This window comes from Blautia luti (assembly GCF_013304735.1).
Classification (GTDB): domain Bacteria; phylum Bacillota; class Clostridia; order Lachnospirales; family Lachnospiraceae; genus Blautia_A.
Window position 1 is genome coordinate 22,557 of sequence record NZ_JAAITI010000016.1, and the last position, 21,775, is coordinate 44,331.

19 protein-coding genes, 1 tRNA gene and 1 other annotated feature are annotated in these 21,775 nt (G+C 46.5%); of the genes, 4 read left to right on the forward strand and 16 right to left on the reverse strand.

Annotated features, from left to right (window positions below):
• Positions 1 to 51: 51 nt before the first annotated feature.
• The 5 genes from G5B06_RS10075 to pta all read right to left on the reverse strand — a co-directional run bounded on the left by G5B06_RS10075 (position 52) and on the right by pta (position 4,708).
• The gene (locus tag G5B06_RS10075) at positions 52 to 1,419 is read right to left on the reverse strand and encodes an MATE family efflux transporter (RefSeq protein ID WP_173771959.1); all 1,368 of its coding nucleotides are present in this window, start codon (positions 1,417 to 1,419) and stop codon (positions 52 to 54) included.
• Positions 1,420 to 1,514: 95 nt separating this feature from the next.
• Positions 1,515 to 1,697, reverse strand: coding sequence for a 50S ribosomal protein L32 (rpmF, locus tag G5B06_RS10080; RefSeq protein WP_015525241.1), 183 nt, complete (start codon positions 1,695 to 1,697; stop codon positions 1,515 to 1,517).
• A gap of 3 nt (positions 1,698 to 1,700) precedes the next feature.
• A complete protein-coding gene (locus G5B06_RS10085; RefSeq protein ID WP_092069907.1) occupies positions 1,701 to 2,228 on the reverse strand; it encodes a YceD family protein in 528 nt (175 codons plus the stop codon).
• Positions 2,229 to 2,483: 255 nt separating this feature from the next.
• Entirely contained in the window at positions 2,484 to 3,674 is a 1,191-nt protein-coding gene (locus tag G5B06_RS10090) for an acetate/propionate family kinase (RefSeq protein ID WP_148447159.1), read from the reverse strand.
• 26 nt (positions 3,675 to 3,700) lie between these two features.
• On the reverse strand, positions 3,701 to 4,708 hold the full coding sequence (pta, locus tag G5B06_RS10095) for a phosphate acetyltransferase (RefSeq protein WP_148447162.1): 1,008 nt from the start codon (positions 4,706 to 4,708) through the stop codon (positions 3,701 to 3,703).
• A gap of 312 nt (positions 4,709 to 5,020) precedes the next feature.
• Between pta and G5B06_RS10100 the strand changes: the two genes are divergently transcribed.
• Complete coding sequence (locus tag G5B06_RS10100; RefSeq protein ID WP_173771961.1) at positions 5,021 to 6,298, forward strand: nucleotidyltransferase family protein; 1,278 nt, start codon at positions 5,021 to 5,023, stop codon at positions 6,296 to 6,298.
• Here G5B06_RS10100 and G5B06_RS10105 read toward each other — a convergent pair.
• From G5B06_RS10105 to G5B06_RS10150, 10 genes are all read right to left on the reverse strand, one after another.
• Positions 6,288 to 7,463, reverse strand: coding sequence for a pyridoxal phosphate-dependent aminotransferase (locus tag G5B06_RS10105; RefSeq protein WP_173771963.1), 1,176 nt, complete (start codon positions 7,461 to 7,463; stop codon positions 6,288 to 6,290). The genes G5B06_RS10100 and G5B06_RS10105 overlap by 11 nt on opposite strands.
• A 201-nt stretch (positions 7,464 to 7,664) precedes the next feature.
• Positions 7,665 to 8,453, reverse strand: a complete 789-nt coding sequence (locus tag G5B06_RS10110; protein ID WP_148447167.1) for an ABC transporter ATP-binding protein — start codon at positions 8,451 to 8,453, stop codon at positions 7,665 to 7,667.
• A gap of 3 nt (positions 8,454 to 8,456) precedes the next feature.
• Positions 8,457 to 9,368, reverse strand: a complete 912-nt coding sequence (locus G5B06_RS10115; RefSeq protein WP_173772006.1) for an ABC transporter permease — start codon at positions 9,366 to 9,368, stop codon at positions 8,457 to 8,459.
• A gap of 36 nt (positions 9,369 to 9,404) precedes the next feature.
• Positions 9,405 to 10,433, reverse strand: a complete 1,029-nt coding sequence (locus G5B06_RS10120) for an ABC transporter substrate-binding protein (protein ID WP_173771965.1) — start codon at positions 10,431 to 10,433, stop codon at positions 9,405 to 9,407.
• 135 nt (positions 10,434 to 10,568) lie between these two features.
• Positions 10,569 to 10,819: a binding site (T-box leader), on the reverse strand.
• A 69-nt stretch (positions 10,820 to 10,888) separates the two neighbouring features.
• On the reverse strand, positions 10,889 to 12,253 hold the full coding sequence (locus G5B06_RS10125) for a PFL family protein (protein WP_148447171.1): 1,365 nt from the start codon (positions 12,251 to 12,253) through the stop codon (positions 10,889 to 10,891).
• A 92-nt stretch (positions 12,254 to 12,345) separates the two neighbouring features.
• Positions 12,346 to 12,618, reverse strand: a complete 273-nt coding sequence (locus G5B06_RS10130; RefSeq protein WP_021977683.1) for an ACT domain-containing protein — start codon at positions 12,616 to 12,618, stop codon at positions 12,346 to 12,348.
• A gap of 13 nt (positions 12,619 to 12,631) precedes the next feature.
• Positions 12,632 to 13,429: an MBL fold metallo-hydrolase gene (locus G5B06_RS10135; RefSeq protein ID WP_022427103.1), complete on the reverse strand. Its 798-nt coding sequence runs from the start codon at positions 13,427 to 13,429 to the stop codon at positions 12,632 to 12,634.
• A complete protein-coding gene (coaE, locus tag G5B06_RS10140; RefSeq protein ID WP_021977685.1) occupies positions 13,416 to 14,015 on the reverse strand; it encodes a dephospho-CoA kinase in 600 nt (199 codons plus the stop codon). Before coaE ends, G5B06_RS10135 begins: the two co-directional genes overlap by 14 nt.
• Positions 14,016 to 16,655, reverse strand: coding sequence for a DNA polymerase I (gene polA, locus G5B06_RS10145; protein ID WP_173771967.1), 2,640 nt, complete (start codon positions 16,653 to 16,655; stop codon positions 14,016 to 14,018).
• Positions 16,656 to 16,657: 2 nt separating this feature from the next.
• Entirely contained in the window at positions 16,658 to 17,005 is a 348-nt protein-coding gene (locus G5B06_RS10150) for a zf-HC2 domain-containing protein (protein WP_148447177.1), read from the reverse strand.
• A 164-nt stretch (positions 17,006 to 17,169) separates the two neighbouring features.
• Here G5B06_RS10150 and G5B06_RS10155 point away from each other — a divergent pair, with 164 nt between their 5' ends.
• Complete coding sequence (locus G5B06_RS10155) at positions 17,170 to 18,039, forward strand: DegV family protein (protein WP_173771969.1); 870 nt, start codon at positions 17,170 to 17,172, stop codon at positions 18,037 to 18,039.
• 60 nt (positions 18,040 to 18,099) lie between these two features.
• On the opposite strand, the gene ftsH is transcribed toward G5B06_RS10155, so the two are convergent.
• On the reverse strand, positions 18,100 to 19,977 hold the full coding sequence (gene ftsH / locus G5B06_RS10160) for an ATP-dependent zinc metalloprotease FtsH (RefSeq protein WP_119248039.1): 1,878 nt from the start codon (positions 19,975 to 19,977) through the stop codon (positions 18,100 to 18,102).
• Between the two features lie 221 nt (positions 19,978 to 20,198).
• On the opposite strand from ftsH, the gene G5B06_RS10165 reads away from it, so the two are divergent.
• Positions 20,199 to 20,280, forward strand: a tRNA-Leu gene (locus G5B06_RS10165).
• Between the two features lie 78 nt (positions 20,281 to 20,358).
• Positions 20,359 to 21,732 carry an MATE family efflux transporter gene (locus G5B06_RS10170; protein WP_173771971.1) on the forward strand — a complete coding sequence of 458 codons (1,374 nt, stop codon included), beginning with the start codon at positions 20,359 to 20,361 and terminating at the stop codon, positions 21,730 to 21,732.
• Positions 21,733 to 21,775: the final 43 nt, after the last annotated feature.

The window sequence follows — 21,775 nt, forward strand, 5'->3', positions numbered from 1 at the left end:
CAAAGGTGCCAATCACTGCTATCACGCAGAATCAGCACCCTTTTTATATGGTTATTTCTTTTTTTGTATACCGGGAAAACGCCGGAAATAGTAAATGACAAACAGCACCGCAGTAATTACCCAGGACACCGGATAGCTGAGCATAATGCTGTTAATTCCGGGATGGGATTTTACAAAGGCAAACAGCCAGATAATCCGGATCATGCAGACGCCTCCGCATGTCAGAATCATGGGGATCAGAACTCTTCCGGCACCACGCAGGGCGCCGGACAGAATTCCGATCACAACATAAAGCGCATACGATGGGATCAGGAACCGGATCATATGGACTCCAATTTTCACCACTGTCTGATCTGTGGTAAATAGGCGGTAAATTGGTCCCGCAAACAGAACAATTGCACCACTTACAATAAATGCGGTAATATATGCCATTGCCATACAGACACGGACGCTTTTTCGCATGCGGTGGTATTTTCCGGCACCGTAGTTCTGTCCCACAAAGGTGGTAATTGAGATAGCAAATGCATTGCAGACCATCCAGAATACCGCGTCAATTTTTCCCAGGGTTCCCCAGGCTGCCACGGTGTCCGTTCCCAGCTCATTGACAAAAATCTGAATAGTAAGATTGGCAATGTTGTACATCACAGATTCCAGTCCTGCTGGAAGTCCAATCCTTAAAACTGCTCCAAGAGACCGGAGATCAAAACGGATCTCATGGAATTCCAGACGGTAAATATCTTCTGCCCGCATCAAAAACCAGGTTACAAGAATGGCACTGACTGCCTGACAGCTGACTGTTGCAAGTGCAACGCCAAGAACTCCCATATGGAAGATTACAACAAACACAACATCCAGAAGAATATTCAAAAGGCAGGTGATGATCAGCACATAAAGGGGTCTTTTGGAGTCTCCTACTGCTCTTAAGATACTGGATACCATGTTGTAAACCAGATTGAAAAAAGTTCCCGCAAAATAGATATGCAGGTACAGTACAGAATCCGGAATTACTTCTGCCGGTGTTTTCATCAGGTGAAGGATCGGCTCTGCCAGGATAAATCCTGCTGTTCCCACAATTATGCTGGCTGCCAGACAGAAAATCATGGATGTGTGAAGCGCTTTTTTGAGATTTTTGTGGTCTTTTGCGCCGTAGAACTGTGAAATCACCACAGCCGCACCAGAACATAGGCCCACAAAAAATCCTACAATCAGATTCACAATCATGCTGGACGAACCACCGACTGCAGCCAGCGCTTCTTTTCCCACAAAACGGCCTACCACAACCGTATCGGCGGTATTATAAATCTGCTGGAACAGAGTTCCAAACAAGATCGGAAAAAAGAAAAACAGAAGCTGTTTCCAGATCACGCCCTCTGTGATCTGGTTTACGGCGGTATTTTTCTGATTTTTGTTCTCTTTCATATTTTTATTTCCCCTCAGAGTATAAAAAAAGCCGGTATACTTATCTCAGCATACCAGACTCTTTTCTGCATCATATATTGACTGTCTAATTAAAATTAGTCCTCAACTTTGATGATTTCCTTCTTATTGTAGCTTCCGCAAGCTTTGCAAACTCTGTGTGGCATCATAAGTGCTCCACATTTGCTACATTTAACAAGGTTCATAGCGCTCATTTTCCAGTTCGCTCTTCTCTTGTCACGTCTAGCTTTGGAAGATTTGTTCTTAGGACAAATGGACATAGGTTACACCTCCTTAAATTTACTGAATATATCACTGATAGCTGCCATGCGGGGATCCTTAGGCTCCTCCTTGCATCCGCAGGGACCTTCGTTCAGGTTCTTCCCGCAGCGGCTGCAGATACCTTTACAGTCTTCTTTACATAAGACCTTCAAAGGCCAGCATATCAATACCTCAAGATAGACCAACCGGTCCACATCCAGGTTCATACCTGTGAGATAGCTGCTTTCATCCAGATCATTGACACGTTCTTCGTCAGAAAGCTTCATGTCGAGCTTCTTCTTAAATTCCAGCGGTATCTCTACGGCTACTGTCTCAAGACAGCGGTCACAAGGGATTCCCACTGTAATCTTACCGGTTCCTGTAAGTTCAAGAACCTTATCACCGGTATTGGTGATTGTAAGCTCTACCGGCTCTTTCGCAAGTACCGGAAAACTTCCCATCTGAAAATCAATCTTCTCCAGTTCAGGAACAACTGACTCCTGGATCGTCTTGCCATCACAGGAAGAAATGTCTAATAAATGAATCTGCATAAGTCTCTCCTATCCACACTCAATCCATTATACATATGGTCTTGTGATTTGTCAACGTTATTTTCGGGAAAATATTACATTTTTTTAATTTTTTGTTACTGTTGGCTTAATCGGAAATTCAGGGGCAAATTTCGGGGGTGGACTGTTACCTGTCCGCCCCCGAATGTATACTGCTGGTTCGCAATAATATTCTGCCTGATTTCCGGCTATGCCCGAACGGTTTTATACCATCTGTGTCAGTACTGAAGCGGCTGATTATACCAGTGCTACAGTCTCACGGCAGATTGCAAGCTCCTCGTTTGTCGGGATAACTGCAACTTTAACTTTGGAATCTGGTGTGGAGATTACGATCTCCTCGCCACGATGTCCGTTTGCGTCTTTGTCAAGTGTTACGCCAAGGTATCCAAGATAGCTTACAACTTTCTCACGTACCGGGATTGCGTTCTCACCGATACCTGCTGTGAAGACGATTGCGTCAACACCGTTCATTGCTGCAACATATCCGCCTACGAATTTAGCGATGCCGTAGCAGAGAACGTCGATTGCGTTTGCTGCATCTTCGTTTCCACCCTCAGCTGCCTCGTTAAGGTCACGGAAGTCGCTGGAAAGTCCGCCGGAAAGTCCAAGAAGACCGGATTTCTTGTTGAGTACGTTCATAACGCCCTCGATGTCAAGGTTCTCTTTCTTAGCGATGAACTCCATGATAGCCGGGTCGATGTTACCGGAACGTGTTCCCATAACAACACCTTCCAGTGGTGTAAGACCCATTGTGGTATCTACACATTTTCCGTTTACAACAGCGCTGATGGAAGATCCGTTTCCAAGGTGGCAGACGATAACTTTGGAGTTGTCTTTGTCAAGGCCGAGGAACTCAACAGCTCTCTTGGATACGAAGCTGTGGGATGTTCCATGGAAACCGTATCTTCTTACTTTATATTTCTTGTAGAATTCAAGCGGAAGTCCATAGAGATATGCTTTTGCAGGCATTGTCTGATGGAAAGCAGTATCAAATACACCTACCTGCGGTACACCTGGCATAAGCTCTGCACATACACGGATACCGATCAGGTTTGCCGGGTTGTGAAGCGGTGCAAGGTCGTTGCACTCTTCTACTGCTTTGATCATCTCATCTGTGATCACTGCGGAAGAAGCGAATTTCTCGCCGCCGTGTACGACACGGTGTCCGATTGCGTTAACCTCTTTCAGGCTTCCGATTGCGCCTGTCTTGTCATTGGTAAGTGCATCCAGTACCATCTGGATTGCCTCTTTATGTGTTGGCATAGCTGCCTCTGTGATCTCTTTGTCACATCCGGCTTTCTGATATACCAGTCTTCCGTCGATACCAATTCTCTCGCAGAGACCTTTTGCAAGGACATTCTCTGTCTCGGAATCGATTAACTGATATTTTAATGAAGAACTTCCACAGTTGATAACCAATACGTTCATGATTTTACTCTCCTGATTATTTATAATTATTTATCCTCTGCCTGGCACTGTACTGCTGTGATTGCTACAACACCTACGATATCGTCTGCAGAGCATCCACGGGACAGGTCGTTTACAGGTTTCGCGATACCCTGTGTAACAGGTCCGTATGCTTCAGCTTTACCAAGACGCTGAGCAAGTTTGTATCCGATGTTACCTGCATCAAGGTCTGGGAATACCAGTACGTTCGCTTTACCAGCTACTTCGCTTCCTGGTGCTTTGGATGCGCCTACGCTTGGAACGATAGCTGCATCAAGCTGGAACTCTCCGTCAAGTTTAAGCTCCGGATGCTCCTCTTTTGCGATTCTGGTAGCCTCTACGACTTTATCTACGTCAGGATGTTTTGCACTTCCCTTGGTGGAGTGGGAAAGCATAGCTACGATTGGCTCCTCCTGAACAAGAAGTTTGAAGGACTCAGCGGAAGATGCTGCGATTGCGGAAAGTTCATCCGGTGTCGGGTTCTGGTTCAGACCAGAATCAGCAAATACGAATGCACCGTTTGCGCCATACTCGCAATCCGGAACTACGATCAGGAAGAATGCGGATACAAGCTTGGTTCCCGGTTTTGTCTTCAGGATCTGAAGGCATGGACGAAGTGTATCTGCTGTAGAGTGGCATGCACCGGATACCATACCGTCTGCATCACCCATCTTAACCATCATTACGCCATAGTATGGGTACTGAGTATGAAGGATCTCTTTCGCTTTCTCAGGTGTCATTCCTTTTTTTGCTCTCAGTTCTACGAATTTATCAATGTATGCCTGAGTTCTGTCGGATGTCTCCGGATCTACGATCTGTGCGCCGGAAATATCAAAGCCGCCCTCTGCTGCTTTCTTGTTGATCTCTTCCTCATTACCGATGAGGATGATCTTGGCAACTCCCTCTTTCAGAATCTTGTCAGTTGCCTCAAGAGTTCTCATATCCTCTGTCTCTGGCAGTACAATTGTTTTTACGCTTTCTTTTGCTCTTTTCTTAAGCAGTTCAACAAATCCCATGATTAAATGGCTCCTTTCTTGATGTAACAAAAACGCTAGTGTCTGTTCGGGCACTACACTGTGTTTATTATACCCCCTTACACTTTGTATTTCAAGCTTTTCATTGTCAGAAAATGGATGTATGGCGTATTTTTTGAGATGCAATTTACGGGCCTGAATGCAAAGCAGATTATGTATGGCTTAACTTTTTGTGATGCTTATGTTAGAATAGTTTCATTATGGAAAAACGCAGTGCCGGGCAGGTATATACGGTCCATATCCTGGTAATGCTTTGCGTAGAATTTAACTTTTTGGAAATGGCAGGTTTTTTATATGAAAGTTGTTGGAATTATTGCAGAATACAATCCTTTTCACAGGGGGCATGAATATCAGATCCGTTATGCCAGGGAATCTCTTGGTGCTGATTATGTAATCGTCGCCATGAGCGGAGATTTTGTACAGAGAGGAGCTCCTGCTCTCATGCCAAAACATCTCCGGGCAGAGATGGCTCTTCTTGGCGGTGCCGATCTCGTCCTGGAACTTCCCGTCCAGGTTTCCACTGCCAGTGCGGAGGGCTTTGCCGCAGGCGGCGTAAGCCTTCTGGACGGACTTGGGATTGTGGATGAACTTTGTTTTGGCAGTGAATGCGGTGATACGGAGATCCTTATGGAAACAGCCCGCATTCTTGTGGCGGAGCCTCCTGTATACAGAGATTTTCTCCAGAAAAATCTCCGTGAAGGAATGAGTTTTCCCCTGGCAAGAAGCCGTGCGCTGACAAGTTATGTTACAAAATCTGCCATCTCTGATGTGTCTTTCGGTGACGGACATTTTATTTTTCCGGAGCAGATGGATTCCATCCTTTCTTCTCCAAACAATATCCTTGGCATTGAGTACTGCAAAGCCCTGCTGCGCCAGAACAGCTCCATCCGCCCCCATGCACTTCTCCGAAAGGGAAGCGGATATCACGATGCGGATCTCTCGGATGTTTCCGGAGATTTTTTCCCATCTGCTTCCGGTATCCGGGAACTTCTTTCCGCTGAAAAGGGTGCCATGGATTTTTCCCGTTTTATTCCGGCTGCAGCATTTCCGGTCTTTTCCTCTGCACTGGAAAAGAGATGCTGGCTTCTGGAAACAGCTCTGGATCTTCCTCTTCATTATAAACTTCTTCTGGAAACGGAAGAAAGTTTACGTCAGTATCCGGATCTTTCCGATGCTCTGATCCGCCGGATTTTAAAATACCTGAACCAGTATGAAAGTTTTTCCCAGTTTGCGGATCTTCTGAAAACCAGAGATATTACACGGTCTGCCATCTGCCGTGGTCTTGTCCGGATCTTTCTGGATCTGAAAGAAAAAGCACCCGGACATATTCCCTATGCCCGGGTGCTTGGTTTCCGAAAAGACAGTGCACCGCTTCTTGGTCAAATCAAGAAAAACGCTTCTATCCCTATGCTTACCAAAGCTGCAGATGCCGCTTCCATCCTTGATAAAGACGGATTGGGGATTTTTAATCAAACCTGCGAAGCTTCGAATCTTTATGAAATGCTTCTCTGCCGGAAAACAGGTCAGCCTTTTGTTCATGAATTCCAGAAACCACCGCGGATTATTTTGTAACCGTAACGGTAATCTCGCTTTTTCCAATGGCTTCCACTGCTTCCCGGATTTTCTCCGGCGGAAGCACCAGTGCGAAACGTACGTATCCTTCCCCGTGTGGTCCGAAACTTGCTCCCGGAGTTACGATGACGCCTGCTTTTTCCATCAGCTCCATGCAGAAAGCCATACTGTCCGTGCGGCCGCCGGGGAGCTTTGCCCAGACGAACATGGTACCTTTTCCATTTGGAAGTTCCCAGCCAATGTCACGAAGTCCCTGGCAGAGTGCATCTCTTCTCTCCTGGTACATCTGGCACTGTTCTTTTACGCTGTCCAGTGGTCCCTCAAGTGCGGCAATAGCTGCTTTCTGAAGTGGCAGGAACATGCCAAAATCGATCTGGCTTCTCAGCTTGCGAAGTGCTGTTATCACGTCAGGCCGGCCTACCAGAAAGCTGAGCCTTGCGCCGGTAACATTGAAGGATTTGGAAAGACTGAAGAACTCTACGCCGATCTCTTTTGCTCCTGGTGTTGCAAGGAAGCTTCCGCCAAATGCTCCGTCAAAGATAATATCGCTGTATGCATTATCATGAATAATGAGAATATCATATTTTTTCGCGAATTCCACGATTTCTTCGTAAAGTCCTGGTGTGGCTATACTTCCTACCGGATTGGACGGAAGGGATACTACCATGTATTTAGCCTTCTTCGCCACTTCTTCCGGGATTCCCTTTACATAGGGGAGAAAGTCATGTTCCGCAACCAGTGGATAGTAGTAAGGAACTGCTCCGGCCATCAGGCTTCCTGCTGCAAATACCGGATAGCACGGGTCCGGAAGAAGGACGGTATCTCCCTCGTCACAGAGAGCCATGCCAAGATGTCCCATTCCTTCCTGGCTTCCATAAACGGTCATTACCATATCCGGTGTCAGTTCCACGTCAAAACGTTTTTTATAATAAGTACAGACTGCTTCCAGAAGCTCCGGCAGATCCCGGAGGCTGTACTTCCAGTTGTTGTCATCCATGGCCGCTTCCGCTACGGCTTTTTTGATGTATTCCGGAGTTTTAAAATCCGGGGTTCCCACACTCATGTTATAGATCTTCATGCCCTGAGCTTCCAGCTCCATGCGCCGGTTGTTCAGAGCTGCAAAAATTTCATCTCCAAATCGGTCCAGTCTTTTTGAAAACTGCATATCATTCGTCCCTCTTCCATAATAAATTACAAGTGTCCGTGTCTATGGACATTCGCATTCTGCTCTGCGACATGCTCAAAAGCAAAATCACAAAGCGATTTCATTCATTTTACCACGGTAACGTGATATACTCAAGAATTTTCCACAAAAAAAGAACCACCACCTGATTCAAACAGTGATGGTCCTTCTACTTATCATTTATCATTCCGACAAAAGAATACGGTCATTATCCAGGGCCTTTCCGGCTCCTGTCTTAAATTTCTCGAGAAGGCCGTCCACGGTCATGTTCTTCTTCTCTTCGCCTCCGATATCCAGCACGATATTACCGGAATCCATCATCAAAATACGGTTTCCAAGATCAATTGCAGACTGCATATTGTGCGTGATCATCAGACAGGTCAGCTGATGTTCTTCCACGATCCGTTTTGTGAGATTCAGAACTTTCTCAGCAGTTCCCGGGTCAAGCGCTGCAGTATGCTCGTCCAGAAGAAGTAATTTCGGCGGATTCATAGTTGCCATCAGAAGTGTCAAGGCCTGTCTCTGTCCACCGGAAAGAAGTCCCACCGGATGACTCATCCGCTCTTCCAGGCCAATGTCCAGTTTCTTCAGTTCTTCACGGAAACGTTCTTTTTCCTGTCGGGTTGTATGAGAAAGCCATCCGCCTTTGCCGGCTGCAAGTGCAAGATTCTCTTCGATTGTCATACCCGGCGCAGTTCCACGCATCGGATCCTGATAAAGACGGCCGATTTCTTTTGCACGTGCATGCTGCGGCATAAATGTAATGTCTCTGCCATCCAGCTCAATTGCTCCTGCATCTGTGAGGAAATCACCACAGATTGCGTTGAAAAGTGTTGATTTTCCCGCACCATTAGAACCGATGATCGTAGCAAAGTCGCCTTTTTTCAGTTCCAGGGAAAGATCTTCGATTGCCTTTTTTTCGTTTACGGTTCCCGGATTAAATGTTTTTGAAATATGGCTGATTTTTAACATGGATCATCTGCCTCCTTTTGTATGAGTCATTCTTCTTCGGATCTGCGGCCACTGTTTCTTAAGATACGGACCGGAAATTGCAAGAACAACGATCACAGAAGATACCAGTTTCAGCATAAACGCCGGCATATTGAAACGAAGTGCGATGGTGTATACAAGGCGGAAAATGAAGGAACCAAGCACCATTCCCACCGCTCTTACAAAAATTCCGCCATGGCCAAGAAGCGTACCTCCGATCAGCAGAGATGCCAGTGCAATGGTAACCATACCCTGTCCGATGTTGATATCTACGGATTTCTGTGACTGAGACAGAAGGCATCCGGAAAGTGCGGTAAATGCATTTGCCACACAAAGGCCGATCACTGTTGTAAAGACCGGATTGATAGAGGAAGATTTTACCATATCAGAATTATTTCCGGTTGCCCGGATTGCAAGACCAAGTCTTGTTTTCAGGAAAAATACCAGAAATACAATCACAAGGATCACTGCGATGGCTGCAATAATGATATCTTCCCTGCCTTTTAACGGTGTACCTGCAAGTGCATCTTTCATCATGGTAAATACTGTGGTTGTCCGGTTCATATTAATGAGAGAAGAACCTCCCATAACCGCAATATTTACGGAATATAAGGCCGTATTTACAATGATACCTGCAAGCAGGCTGTCTACTCCCAGCTTTGTCTGCAGGATAGCTGTTACAAATCCCGATGTAACACCTGCTGCCATAGCTGCCACAATGGACAGAAACGGATGTCCGCTTACAGCTACTACGGCTCCTACAGCGGCTCCAAAAGTAAAGCAGCCGTCTGTAGAAAGGTCGCAGACATTCAGCATGGAATAACTAAGGAACAGAGCAAGAACTGTCAGGGAACAGATCAGTCCAAGCTTCAGGGCAGTCTCCCCGAGGGAGAGCATAGTTGCAATCGTCACAGTGATTTCCTCCATTTGGATTTATTTTGCTTCTACTTCATCGAAGCTTTCTGCAGTTGTAATCTCATTTACCTGTGTACAGAGAGGCTCAAATGCTTTCTTTACAGTATCAAAATCAAGGCCAAGTTCTTTACAGGTTTCTGTATTAACTGTTGCAGTACCATTGTCAAATGTTTCCACAGCGGTTTTGGCCGGATCTGCGTTATCCACCAGGATATCTGCGATCATATCGGCTGTTTTCTGTCCAAGGTTTGCATAATCAACACCGTATCCTACAAAGGCACCATTTAATGCAAAGGAGTCAGCACCTGTGTAGTGCGGAATTCCTGCCTCAATAAATTTCTCATAAATAGAAAGCTCTGCTGTCATGATGGTGTTATCGGTAGGTGTAAATACTGCATCCACACCATCTGCGATCAGTGCATCTGCCGCAAGCTGAACTTCATCGGTAGTGGTTCCGGTACGTTCTACATATTCGATTCCCTGCTCATCCAGATAATCCTTTGCTTCCTGAATTGCTGTTGTGGAGGAATCCTGTCCTACATCATAAAGAAGGCCAATTTTCTTTACATCCGGGTTCTGCGCCTGGATCAGTTTCATGATAGAAGAAGTATCCAGATAATCACTGGTTCCTGTGATATTTGCACCAGGAGCATCCAGAGAATCTACAAGGCCGGAGCCAACCGGATCCGATACTGCTGAGAAAACAACCGGTGTATCGCTTCCCTCTGTCGCAGACTGCATACGCATTGCCACCGGTGTAGCTACACCTACCATCAGGTCAACATTGTCAGCCTGGAAATCGGAGATGATCTGTTCCATAACGCTGGCATCTGCATTGCAGTTATCATAAGGTACATCAAATGTGATGCCTTTTTCTTTGCCGATCTCTTCCAGACGGGACTGGATATTATCTACGATCTGGTTCAGGGAAGCATCATCTACATAATTGCAGATGCCTACTTTAAAATCCTCTGCCATAACCGGGCTGGCCACCATCATACTTGTTGCTGCTACTGCTGCTGCGATTACTAACATTCTTTTTTTCATAATTTTGTTCTCCCTTCTTATTTCCGCTTATGATTACTTTTTGTACACCCTGCGGCCTGCTTTTCCGGAACAACTTTTTATGCAACAGAATCTCTTTTTTCCTGTAACACAAAAACCGTCTCAAGCTTATATTATGCTTGAGACGGTAATAAAAGTTCTTTATTATCGCGGTACCACTCAAATTGACGAATCGTCCACTTTCCGGTGTACTAACATACACTCCTCATTGATAACGGGTTCGGTTCCCGTCGGCGCCTACTGTACAGATAAATAGTTCGGGCCGCCCTCGAAAGTCCATTCAACATCTGGTCCCCTGCGGATTCCCACCATCACCGCTCTCTGTGAAGCTTCCTGAAATGTTTACTTCTCTTTCTCACTGGTTTGTTTTTTAAGTTGTGTTTACTTTAGCACATCAACGTGAATCTGTCAACCCCGAAATGAAATTAATTTCAGAATTAATTTTTAAAACTGTGAATCGGTGCCGGAATTCTTCCGCCTCTCTGTACAAATGCATCGCAGGAGAAGGAATTTACAGGCATGATCGGAGCATAACCAAGAAGGCCTCCGAATTCAACAGTCTCGCCTACACCTTTGCCGATTACCGGAATCAGACGTACTGCGGTTGTCTTCTGGTTTACCATACCGATGGCAGACTCATCGGCAATGATACCTGCCAGTGTGGTAGCTTTGGTATCTCCCGGAACTGCGATCATATCCAGTCCAACAGAGCATACGCAGGTCATGGCTTCCAGTTTCTCCAGCGTAAGCGCTCCCTCATTTACCGCATCGATCATTCCCTGATCCTCGCTGACCGGAATAAAGGCACCGCTTAATCCGCCCACAGCTGCTGCTGCCATAACGCCGCCTTTTTTCACCTGGTCATTGAGAAGCGCAAGTGCTGCAGTTGTTCCAGGTGCACCGGCTCTCTCAAGACCGATTTCCTCCAGAATCTCTGCTACGGAATCACCGATGGCCGGTGTTGGTGCAAGGGAAAGATCCACAATACCAAACGGCACATCCAGACGTTTGGATGCCTCACGTGCAACCAGCTGTCCCACTCGTGTTACCTTAAATGCGGTACGCTTGATCATCTCGCAGAGAGTTCCGAAATCTTCTCCGCGAACCTGCTCCAGGGCTTTCTTGACAACGCCAGGGCCGCTGACACCTACATTGATGATGCAGTCAGCCTCTGTAACACCGTGGAAAGCACCTGCCATAAACGGGTTGTCATCCGGTGCGTTGCAGAATACCACAAGTTTGGCACAGCCAAGGGAATCCTGCTCTTTGGTTGCCTCTGCGGTTGCAAGGACGATCTCGCCCATCAGTTTTACGGCATCCATGTTAATACCGGTCTTGGTGGAACCAACGTTTACAGAACTGCAGACACGCTCTGTCTCTGCCATTGCCTGCGGGATGGAGCGGATGAGAAGTTCCTCTGCCGGAGTCATTCCCTTGCTTACCAGTGCGGAATATCCGCCGATAAAGTTCACTCCAACTTCCTTGGCACATTTATCCAGTGTTCTTGCGATGGTCACAAAATCTTCCGGTTTCTTACATGCGGCTCCACCAACCAGAGCGATCGGTGTTACGGAAATTCGTTTATTTACAACCGGGATTCCGTACTCGGTTGCAATCTCATCACCGGTAGCTACCAGGTTTCTGGCTTTTGTGGTGATCTTTTCGTATATTTTCTGATTCAGTGCATCCAGGTCAGGATCGATACAGTCCAGAAGGCTGATTCCCATGGTGATGGTACGCACATCCAGATTCTCCTGCTCGATCATTTTATTTGTCTCGTTTACTTCAAAAATATTGATCATTTTATTTTCTCCCTGATGATTGGTATAATGCGGATAAAAGCATCCGCTTCGCTACTTGCTCATAATCAAACAACAGTATATCCGTTATTTAATTATACTCGATGCATCATGTTAAAAATATCTTCATGCTGGCAGTGGATCACTACGCCGATCTCTTTGCCAAGATTCTCAAGCTCTTTTGCAAGTGTGCCGCCGTCTTTTTCACATTTTGCTGTGTCTGCGATCATCATCATGTTGAAGTACCCCTGAACGATGGTCTGAGAAATATCCAGAATGTTAACCTGATTCTCTGCAAGGTATGTACAAACCTTTGCGATAATTCCTACTGTGTCATTTCCTACTACTGTGATAATTGTCTTCTTCATCGTTTTTTCCTTTCTACACTGTGATTATTTCTGATATGTGATCCCTCTTCGCTACCTGGATCTTAAAATCCCTGGAACGGTACGGGTTGTCACCAAGTGTCACCTCCGAGCACACAGTCTCGTAGGCAAGTTCTTCATAGTTGTTTTCTCTGCTTAAATGGCCGAGAAAAACCGCCTTCAAATTATCATGAAGGATCCTACAAAGCAGGCGGCCTGCATTCTCATTGGAGAGATGGCCTCTGTCTCCTAAGATTCTCTGTTTCAGATAATAAGGGTATTTTCCAACCTGGAGCATGCGGATGTCGTGGTTGGCTTCCAGAAGCACCGCATCCAGATTCTCCAGATTTTTTACAATGTAATCGTTATATTTTCCAAGGTCTGTGGCAATACCCACAGAATGTTCTCCGCATTCCAGGCGGTAACCTACCGGCTGTGCCGCATCGTGAGGAATGGTAAAAGGATTTACTGTCAGATCTTTAATCTCAAACGGCTCATCTTCCCGGATCTCGTGGATCAGCCCCTCCGGCATTTTTCCAAGGGATTTCATCCGAAGCATGGCGTCTGCAGTCCCGCCTGTGGTGTAGATGGGAATTCCGTATTTTCTGGAAATCACTCCCAGGCCCTTGATATGGTCGGAATGTTCATGGGTGATCAGGATTCCGTCCACGTCTTTCCCGGTAAGATCCAGGGAATTCAGGCCTTTTTCGATGCTCTTCCCGCTGATCCCCACATCTACCAGGACATGTGCCTCCTCAGAGCCCACATAGATACAGTTGCCACTGCTTCCGCTGGCAATACTACAAAGTCTCATTTCTCTCTATCCCTTCTCTGATCTGTCTCCGGGTATCCGAAAGATCTCCATTGTTTTCGATTACATAATCCGTATGTTCTCTGAAAACCTGGTCGGATACCTGGTTTCGGATAATGCCAAGAGATTTCTCCCTGGAATAGCCGCGGCTTTCCATCAGGCGCTGGATCCGGATCTCTTCTTCTGTATACACATACCAGACTTCATCACAGAATTCCTGATAATTTTCTTCCAGAAAAAGGGCAGCCTCCACAACGCAGATTCCTCTTCCCGCTTCCTTCTGTTCTCCAAGAAGACGGAGGATTCTCTGTTTTACGGCCGGATGAATGATCCCGTTTAATTTCAAAAGCATATCCTTATCTGTGAATACTACATCAGAAATCCTTCTCCGGTCAATAGTTTTATCTTTTTTTATGATTTCTTTTCCAAACAATGCGATCACCGCATCGTAACATTCTTCTCCCGGTTCCATCAAAATATGGCCAAGCTGGTCTGCCTGAATCACATATGCCTGAAACTCTTCTTCCAGGATTCCAAGTACTGTACTTTTTCCGGCGCCTACTCCGCCGGTTACTCCGATCACTCTCATTTATTTCGCCTCATACCAGCTGTCGCCCTGATGCATATCCACGTCAAGTTCCACTGCAAGATCTGCGGCTCCCTTCATCTCTTCTTCCAGAATGCGGGAAACGATCTCGATTTCTTCCTTCTTTGTCTCGATCAGAAGCTCATCGTGTACCTGAAGCACCAGTCTTGAGCACAGGCCTTCTTTTTTCATTCGTTCATAAACATGGTTCATGGCGATCTTGATGATGTCCGCCGCTGTTCCCTGGATCGGGGAATTCATAGCCACACGCTCGCCGAAAGAACGCTGCATGAAATTGCTGGATTTCAGTTCCGGCACCGGTCTTCTTCTGCCAAACATAGTCGTTACGTAACCGTGTTCTTTTCCGTCTTTTACCAGACCATCCAGAAATCCCTTGATCTTCGGGTAAGTTTCGAAATATTTTTCGATGTAGGCTGCTGCCTCTTTTCTGGTAATACTTAAATCCTGGCTCAGTCCGAAAGAACTGATTCCATACACGATTCCGAAGTTTACAGCCTTGGCATTTCGTCTCTGAAGCGGTGTCACCTCATCAAGGGGCACATGGAATACCTGGGATGCGGTAAGGCGGTGAATATCCTCTGCCTCCCGGTAAGCCTGGATCAGTTTTTCATCTCCGGACATATGGGCCAGCACACGAAGCTCGATCTGGGAATAATCTGCATCCAGAAATACAAATCCTTCCTCCGGCACAAAAACCTTACGGATCAGTCTTCCCAGTTCCATACGTACCGGAATATTCTGAAGATTCGGATCTGTGCTGCTGATACGTCCGGTCGCCGTGATAGTCTGGTTGAAAGTGGAGTGAATTCGTCCATCTTCTCCGATCACATTTCCAAGTCCGTCTGCATAAGTGGATTTCAGTTTGGTCAACTGACGATACTCCAGAATATCTTTTACAATGGCATGATCCGGCGCCAGTTTATCCAGGATATCCGCTGCTGTGGAGTAACCGGTCTTGGTCTTCTTTCCGCCGGGAAGTCCCATTTTTTCAAAAAGAATCACGCCCAGCTGTTTCGGGGAATTGATATTAAATTCCTCCCCTGCTTCCTGCCAGATGGTTTTTTCCAGCTCCTGGATACGGACTTTGAGTTTTTCGCCGTAACTTTTAAGTTCTTCCCCTTTAACGGAAATTCCCCATTTTTCCATGGAATCCAGAGTAAAGACAAGAGGAAGTTCGATCTCATCATAAACCTTACGCATGCCTGTTTCGTCCAGTTTTTCAAGGAGAACACCCCGGGCCATGCATGGCACAAACGCCTGATAGCAGGCATAGTTTCCAAGACCCTCCATCTCTTCTTCCCAGGCTTTTTTCAGGGAAGTTTTCCCAAGAAGGTCTTCTTTTGCCGGGAGCATCATGCCGTCCAGATATTCTCTGGCGATATCGTCATGGGTATAGGCAGACTTCAGAGGATTCAGAAGATACGCCGCAACCCCTGCGTCAAAAACTTTCTCCGGATTTTCCAGAGGAACATGTTTAAGTACTGCTTTGATATCCATGGCACAGAGCAGCGTTCTGTCCGCCAGGGTTTTCAGCTTTCCGCAAAGGTAGTCTCCGGTAAGAAGTCCTCCCACCGGAATCTGATAGATTTCTTTTTCATCCAGGACCAGTCCCACGGTATACACCTGATCCGGGTCTGCAAGAACAGAAATACCCACCTGCTCCTTCCTGGCTGCTTTCTCAAACAGGGCCTCCACGCCGGAAAGATCATTGCAGGTAAAAAATTCCAGTTCCATGGAGGAATCCGCTGCAGTAACCGGGTCAAAACGGTTCAACATATTCTTAAATTCCAGTCGTTTGCACAGTTCATAAGCTTCCGGAGTATAGGGATTCTCCACTTTCGCTTTTTCGTAGGAGAATTCCAGGGGACTGTCTGTGTTGATAGTTGCGAGTTCTTTGGAAAGCTGTGCCATATCATAATGTTCACGGAGAGATTCTTTTGCCTTATTGGGCTTTACTTCTTCCAGATGTTCATGGGCATTCTCAATGGAACCGAACTGCACGATCATCTTGGTTGCGGTTTTTTCTCCAACGCCCGGAATTCCCGGGATATTATCGGAACTGTCCCCCATCAGAGCTTTCAGTTCTATGATCTGTGGCGGCGTTACCTGATATTTCTCAATCACTTCCGCGGTATGGTAATTCTCAATGGTGGTCTTCCCCCGAACCGTCTTCGGAAGCCGGATCAGTACCTTATCTGTGGCAAGCTGAAGGAGGTCCCGGTCTCCGGAAAGAATGGTGACATCCATGCCTTTCGCTTCACTTCTTCTGGCAACCGTTCCAAGAAGATCATCTGCTTCATAGCCTTCCATAAACATCATATTGATTCCCATGGCGGAAAGCATCTCCTTGATCAGAGGAACCTGTTCCCGAAGCTCCTCCGGCATAGGTTTCCGGGTGCCTTTATAAGCTTCATAGCGCTTATGTCGGAATGTCGGTGCACTCAGGTCAAAAGCAACGGTAAGGTACTCCGGTTTCTCTTCCTCCATGATCCTGAACATAATGTTCAGAAATCCATATACCGCTCCTGTATGGCGTCCTTCTGCATTGGTAAGATCCGGAAGTCCATAAAACGCCCGGTTCAGAATGCTGTGTCCGTCAATCAGTAATATTTTTTCACTCAAAATCAAATTCCCTCCTTCAGTTCCAGAATCACGAAAATGAGAAAGATCACCAGTGCTGCGATCAGAACGCAGAAAGCTGCTGCCGCAATTGCTCTGCGGATTTTTCTTCTGCGGATATATCTCCTGGATTTCCGGATATCCTCCTCCAGAAGTTCCTTAAAGTCCAGAACGGAATCCTCCTGTTTCTCATCCAGCTGCTGCATGGCTTTATGCACAATGAAATATGTGGCAAGCTCATCGTAGCAGGAGGAACAGTTCTCTATATGTTCCAGAAAATCCTCCAGATCATTTAACGGCAGCGTATGATTGATATACTTGTTAACCATTCCCTCTGCAATACGACAATTCATATTTTTCCCTCTCTTTGCTGCTTCGTAACGTTAATGCTATCATTATAGCGAATTAAACGGTGAATGACAAGGGCGGTTTCCTGTGGTATACTTGAAGTATCCCGGGCAGTTCCCTTACAAAGCATCTGCCCCGGTCAAAAATCCGAACAGGGAGGATCCATATTATGAAATCTATCGCAATTGTTACAGACAGTAACTGCGGCATGTCACCTGCCCAGGCAAACGAACTTGGCATCTACATGCTCCCAATGCCATTTTTTATAGATGATAAAGAATATCTGGAAGACATTGACATGAACCAGGCACAGTTCTTCCAGCACCTCGAACAGAATCCCAGTTGCAGGGTTTCCACCTCACAGCCCACACCGGAATCGGTCACTACCCTCTGGGACAAACTTCTCAAAGACTATGACGAGATCGTACATATTCCCATGTCCAGCGGCCTTTCCAGTTCCATGCAGACTGCCCACATGCTTGCAGAAGATTACGACGGCCATGTACGTGTGGTAAACAACCAGAGAATCTCCGGAACTTTACGCTACTCTGCCATCGAAGCCATCCAGCAGGCCAAAAACGGCCTCTCCGCCGATGAGATCGGAACCTGGCTGGAAGAAACCCGTTTCGACTCCAGCATCTACATCACCGTGGCAACCCTGAAATACCTGAAACAGGGTGGACGCATCACCCCTGCAGCTGCAGCCATCGGAACCATGCTTCGCCTGAAACCGGTTCTGCAGATTCAGGGCGAAAAACTGGACGCCTTCTCCAAAGCCCGCACCATGACCCAGGCCAAAAACACCATGACCAAAGCCATCAAAGATGATATTGCAAACCGCTTCGGAGAAAAGATCAACCTGGATGTCATCCACTCCCACAATCTGGAAGCAGCTGAGAAATTCCGAAAAGAAGTCCTCACCAGCTTCCCGGGCATCGGTGAAGTCAATATCTTTCCACTGTCATTAAGCGTCTCCTGCCACATCGGCCCGGGAAGCCTGGCTCTCACCTGTTCTAAGGTACATCCGGAAATCTGGTAAACAATCTGAACAATTTATATTTTTACAACAAAAGCGGAGCCCCAGGGCCCCGCTTTCTTCCTACTGCCTTGTTTCATTTTCCTGAATTTCTTCAATCTCATCCGGTTTTTCATTCAGAATCTTCATAAACTCCTCACCAGTAATTGTTTCATGCTCATACAGATACTTGGCAATCTCATGAAGCTTTCCGATATTATCCGTCAGGATCTTCGTAGCCTTCTCATGCTCCCGTCTCACAAGCTCCACAACCTTCTTATCCAGAAGCGTCTGCGTCTCAAAAGAACAGGTCAGGCTGGCATCTCCTCCAAGATACTGGTTGCTTACATTTTCCATGGCAACCATATCAAAATCATCACTCATACCATACCGACTGATCATCGCCCTGGCAATCTTGGTCGCCTGCTCAATATCATTGGATGCACCAGTGGTAATGGAATGGAAAATCAACTCCTCTGCTGCACGGCCACCTGTAAAAGTAGCGATCTTATTCTCAAGTTCTTCCTTGGACATCAGGAAATGTTCCTGCTCATCTACCTGCATGGTATAACCCAGCGCACCGGAAGTACGCGGAATGATCGTAATCTTATGGACCGGTGCAGAATCTGTCTGCTTGGCAGCAACCAGTGCATGTCCAACCTCATGATAGGAAACGATCAGTTTCTCCTTGTTGGAAAGCACACGGTTCTTCTTCTGATATCCGGCAATAACAACTTCAATACTTTCTTCAAAATCCGCCTGTGTGGCAAATTTCCGTCCGTCACGGACTGCACGGAGAGCCGCCTCATTGACAATGTTGGCAAGTTCTGCACCGGAAGCCCCAACTGCAGCCTTGGCGATCTCGTCAAAACGGACACTGTCTGCGATCTTGATCTTCTTGGCATGGACTTTCAGGATCTCCTCACGTCCCTGCAGATCCGGAAGCTCAACCGGGATCCTTCTGTCAAAACGTCCCGGACGAAGAAGTGCCGGATCAAGGGAATCCGGTCTGTTGGTAGCCGCCAGGATCACAACACCCTTGGAGCCGTCAAAACCGTCCATCTCCGTCAAAAGCTGGTTCAGTGTCTGTTCACGCTCATCGTTTCCACCGCCCATTCCAGATCCGTCACGTTTCTTACCGATGGTATCAATCTCATCAATAAACACAATACATGGTGCTTTCTCATTGGCCTGTTTAAAAAGATCTCGAACCTTGGCAGCACCCATACCAACAAACATCTCCACAAATTCCGAACCGGAAATGGAGAAAAACGGAACCTCTGCCTCGCCGGCAACAGCCTTGGCAAGAAGAGTTTTACCGGTTCCAGGAGGGCCCACAAGCAGGGCACCTTTTGGCATGGAAGCACCGATCTCTTTGTATTTCGCCGGGTTATGGAGGAAATCCACAATCTCCGTCAGAAGCTCCTTGGCTTCATCCTCGCCTGCCACGTCTGTAAATTTAATTCCTGTGGAGGACTTTACATAAACCTTGGCATTACTTTTACCAAAGGACATCATGCCTCCAGGGCCACCATTGCCCATGGAACTCATCATCTTCTTGCTGAGCCAGCGTCCCAGCAGAACAAAAATGGCAATCGGAAATACATATCCCAGGATCAGGGACAAAAGCAGGGACTGTCTCTGAGGTGCAGTACCCTCAATGCTTACACCTGCATCATAAAGATGGGATACAAGATCCTGATCATCTACCGATACGGTCTTACAGTAGACATCATTCCCGTCTACTTTCATTGTGTAATAAATGTAATCAGAATCAATGGTTGCCTCATATACTTTTCCTCTGTCTACGGCTTTCAGGAAGGTGGTGTAATCGGTTTCCTTTACACTTCTCTCAGAAAGGGCAGGAAGAGCAAAAACATTCAGCAGAATAATAATTACGACCGCGATGATGTAATATACATACAACGGCCGCTTCTCTGGTTTCTTGGAATTCAGATTCATGCAGTCTCCTCCGTTATCTTATAGTATATTGCTATATCCACAGTGCTATATCAGGTGGTACAGCCTTGTAGCACACTCTACCACTTTTTTCAGTCAATTTCAAGGAGCCAGCCTCCGATTTCATAAACTTTTTAGAATTGAAAATATTTCCAAATAATCCCTTTATTCTGAAAAAATCCTTGCAAACCAACTAGTGCTGTGCTATTATAATAAACGGTTATGCCGCTGTGGCGGAATTGGCAGACGCACTTGACTCAAAATCAAGCGGAGCAATCCGTGCCGGTTCGAGTCCGGCCAGCGGCACTATCGTATAAGACCTGACGGAGAGATCTGTCAGGTCTTTGTCATATAATACAAAAAATCACGAAAGGAACAAAAACAATGGAAAAAGACAAAAGCTTTTTAGGTACAGAACCTGTGGGAAAGCTGCTTCTGCGTCTCGCACTTCCCACAGTAGCCGCACAGCTCATTAACATGCTCTACAACATTGTAGACCGTATCTACATTGGCCACATTCCCGGAAATGGTGCTCTTGCTCTTACCGGTGTAGGCGTCTGTATGCCACTTATTATGGTAGTATCCGCGTTTGCCGCCCTTGTTGGAAATGGCGGCGCTCCCAGAGCCAGCATCTTTATGGGAAAAAATGAAACAGAAAAAGCCGAACAGACCCTTGGAAACTGTTTTTCCATGCAGATCATCATCTCCCTGATCCTGACTACTATCCTGCTTCTCGGAAACCGCAGTTTTCTTCTTGCCTTCGGCGCCAGCGCAAACACCATCGACTATGCGGTAGGCTACATGAATATCTATGCAGTAGGAACCATCTTTGTACAGCTGACCCTTGGAATGAATAATTTCATCACAGCTCAGGGCTTCGCAAAAACAGGAATGCTCTCCGTACTGATCGGTGCAGTTTCCAATATTATCCTGGATCCGGTTTTTATTTTTGGGTTCCACATGGGTGTCCGGGGCGCTGCTCTGGCAACAGTAATCTCCCAGGCATTTTCCTGTATCTGGGTGCTCGCTTTCCTCTTTGGAAAAAAAACCTTCCTGCGGCTTCGAAAAAGCACCATGAAACTGAAAGCCGAAATTCTTCTGCCCTGTATGGCCCTTGGCTCTTCTCTCTTTGTCATGCAGCTCAGTGAAAGTATTATCTCCGTCTGCTACAACTCTTCTCTTTTAAAATACGGCGGAGACATTGCAGTAGGAGCCATGACCATCCTCACCAGCGTTATGCAGTTTGCCATGCTTCCACTACAGGGACTTGGCCAGGGTGCACAGCCTATTATCAGTTACAACTACGGCGCGCGCAATGAAAAACGGGTCCGTTCCACATTTAAGCTTCTTGTAAAAACAAGCGTTTTGTATTCTGTGATCCTGTGGCTGATCATTATGTTCTTCCCGCAGATCTTTGCCGGAATGTTTACTTCTGACAGCACACTGCTTGCCTTTACAAAAACAGCTCTCCGGATCTATATGGCTGTCGTATTTATGTTTGGAGTCCAGATTGCCTGCCAGATGACGTTTATCTCCCTTGGCAGAGCCAAAGATTCCATCATTGTGGCCATCGTCCGGAAATTTGTACTGGTTATTCCGCTGATCTATATTCTACCCTGTATTTTCCGTACTAACCAGACAAATGCGGTTTATATGGCAGAACCAGTTGCAGATATCCTGGCTGTTACATTTACGGCTATTCTGTTTTCCTTTGAGTTTAAAAAAGCTCTGGCAGAAATTTCCGACAACCTGAAATAACAAAATCCAGTTCACAGAAAAGGCCTTCCATACATGATTATCC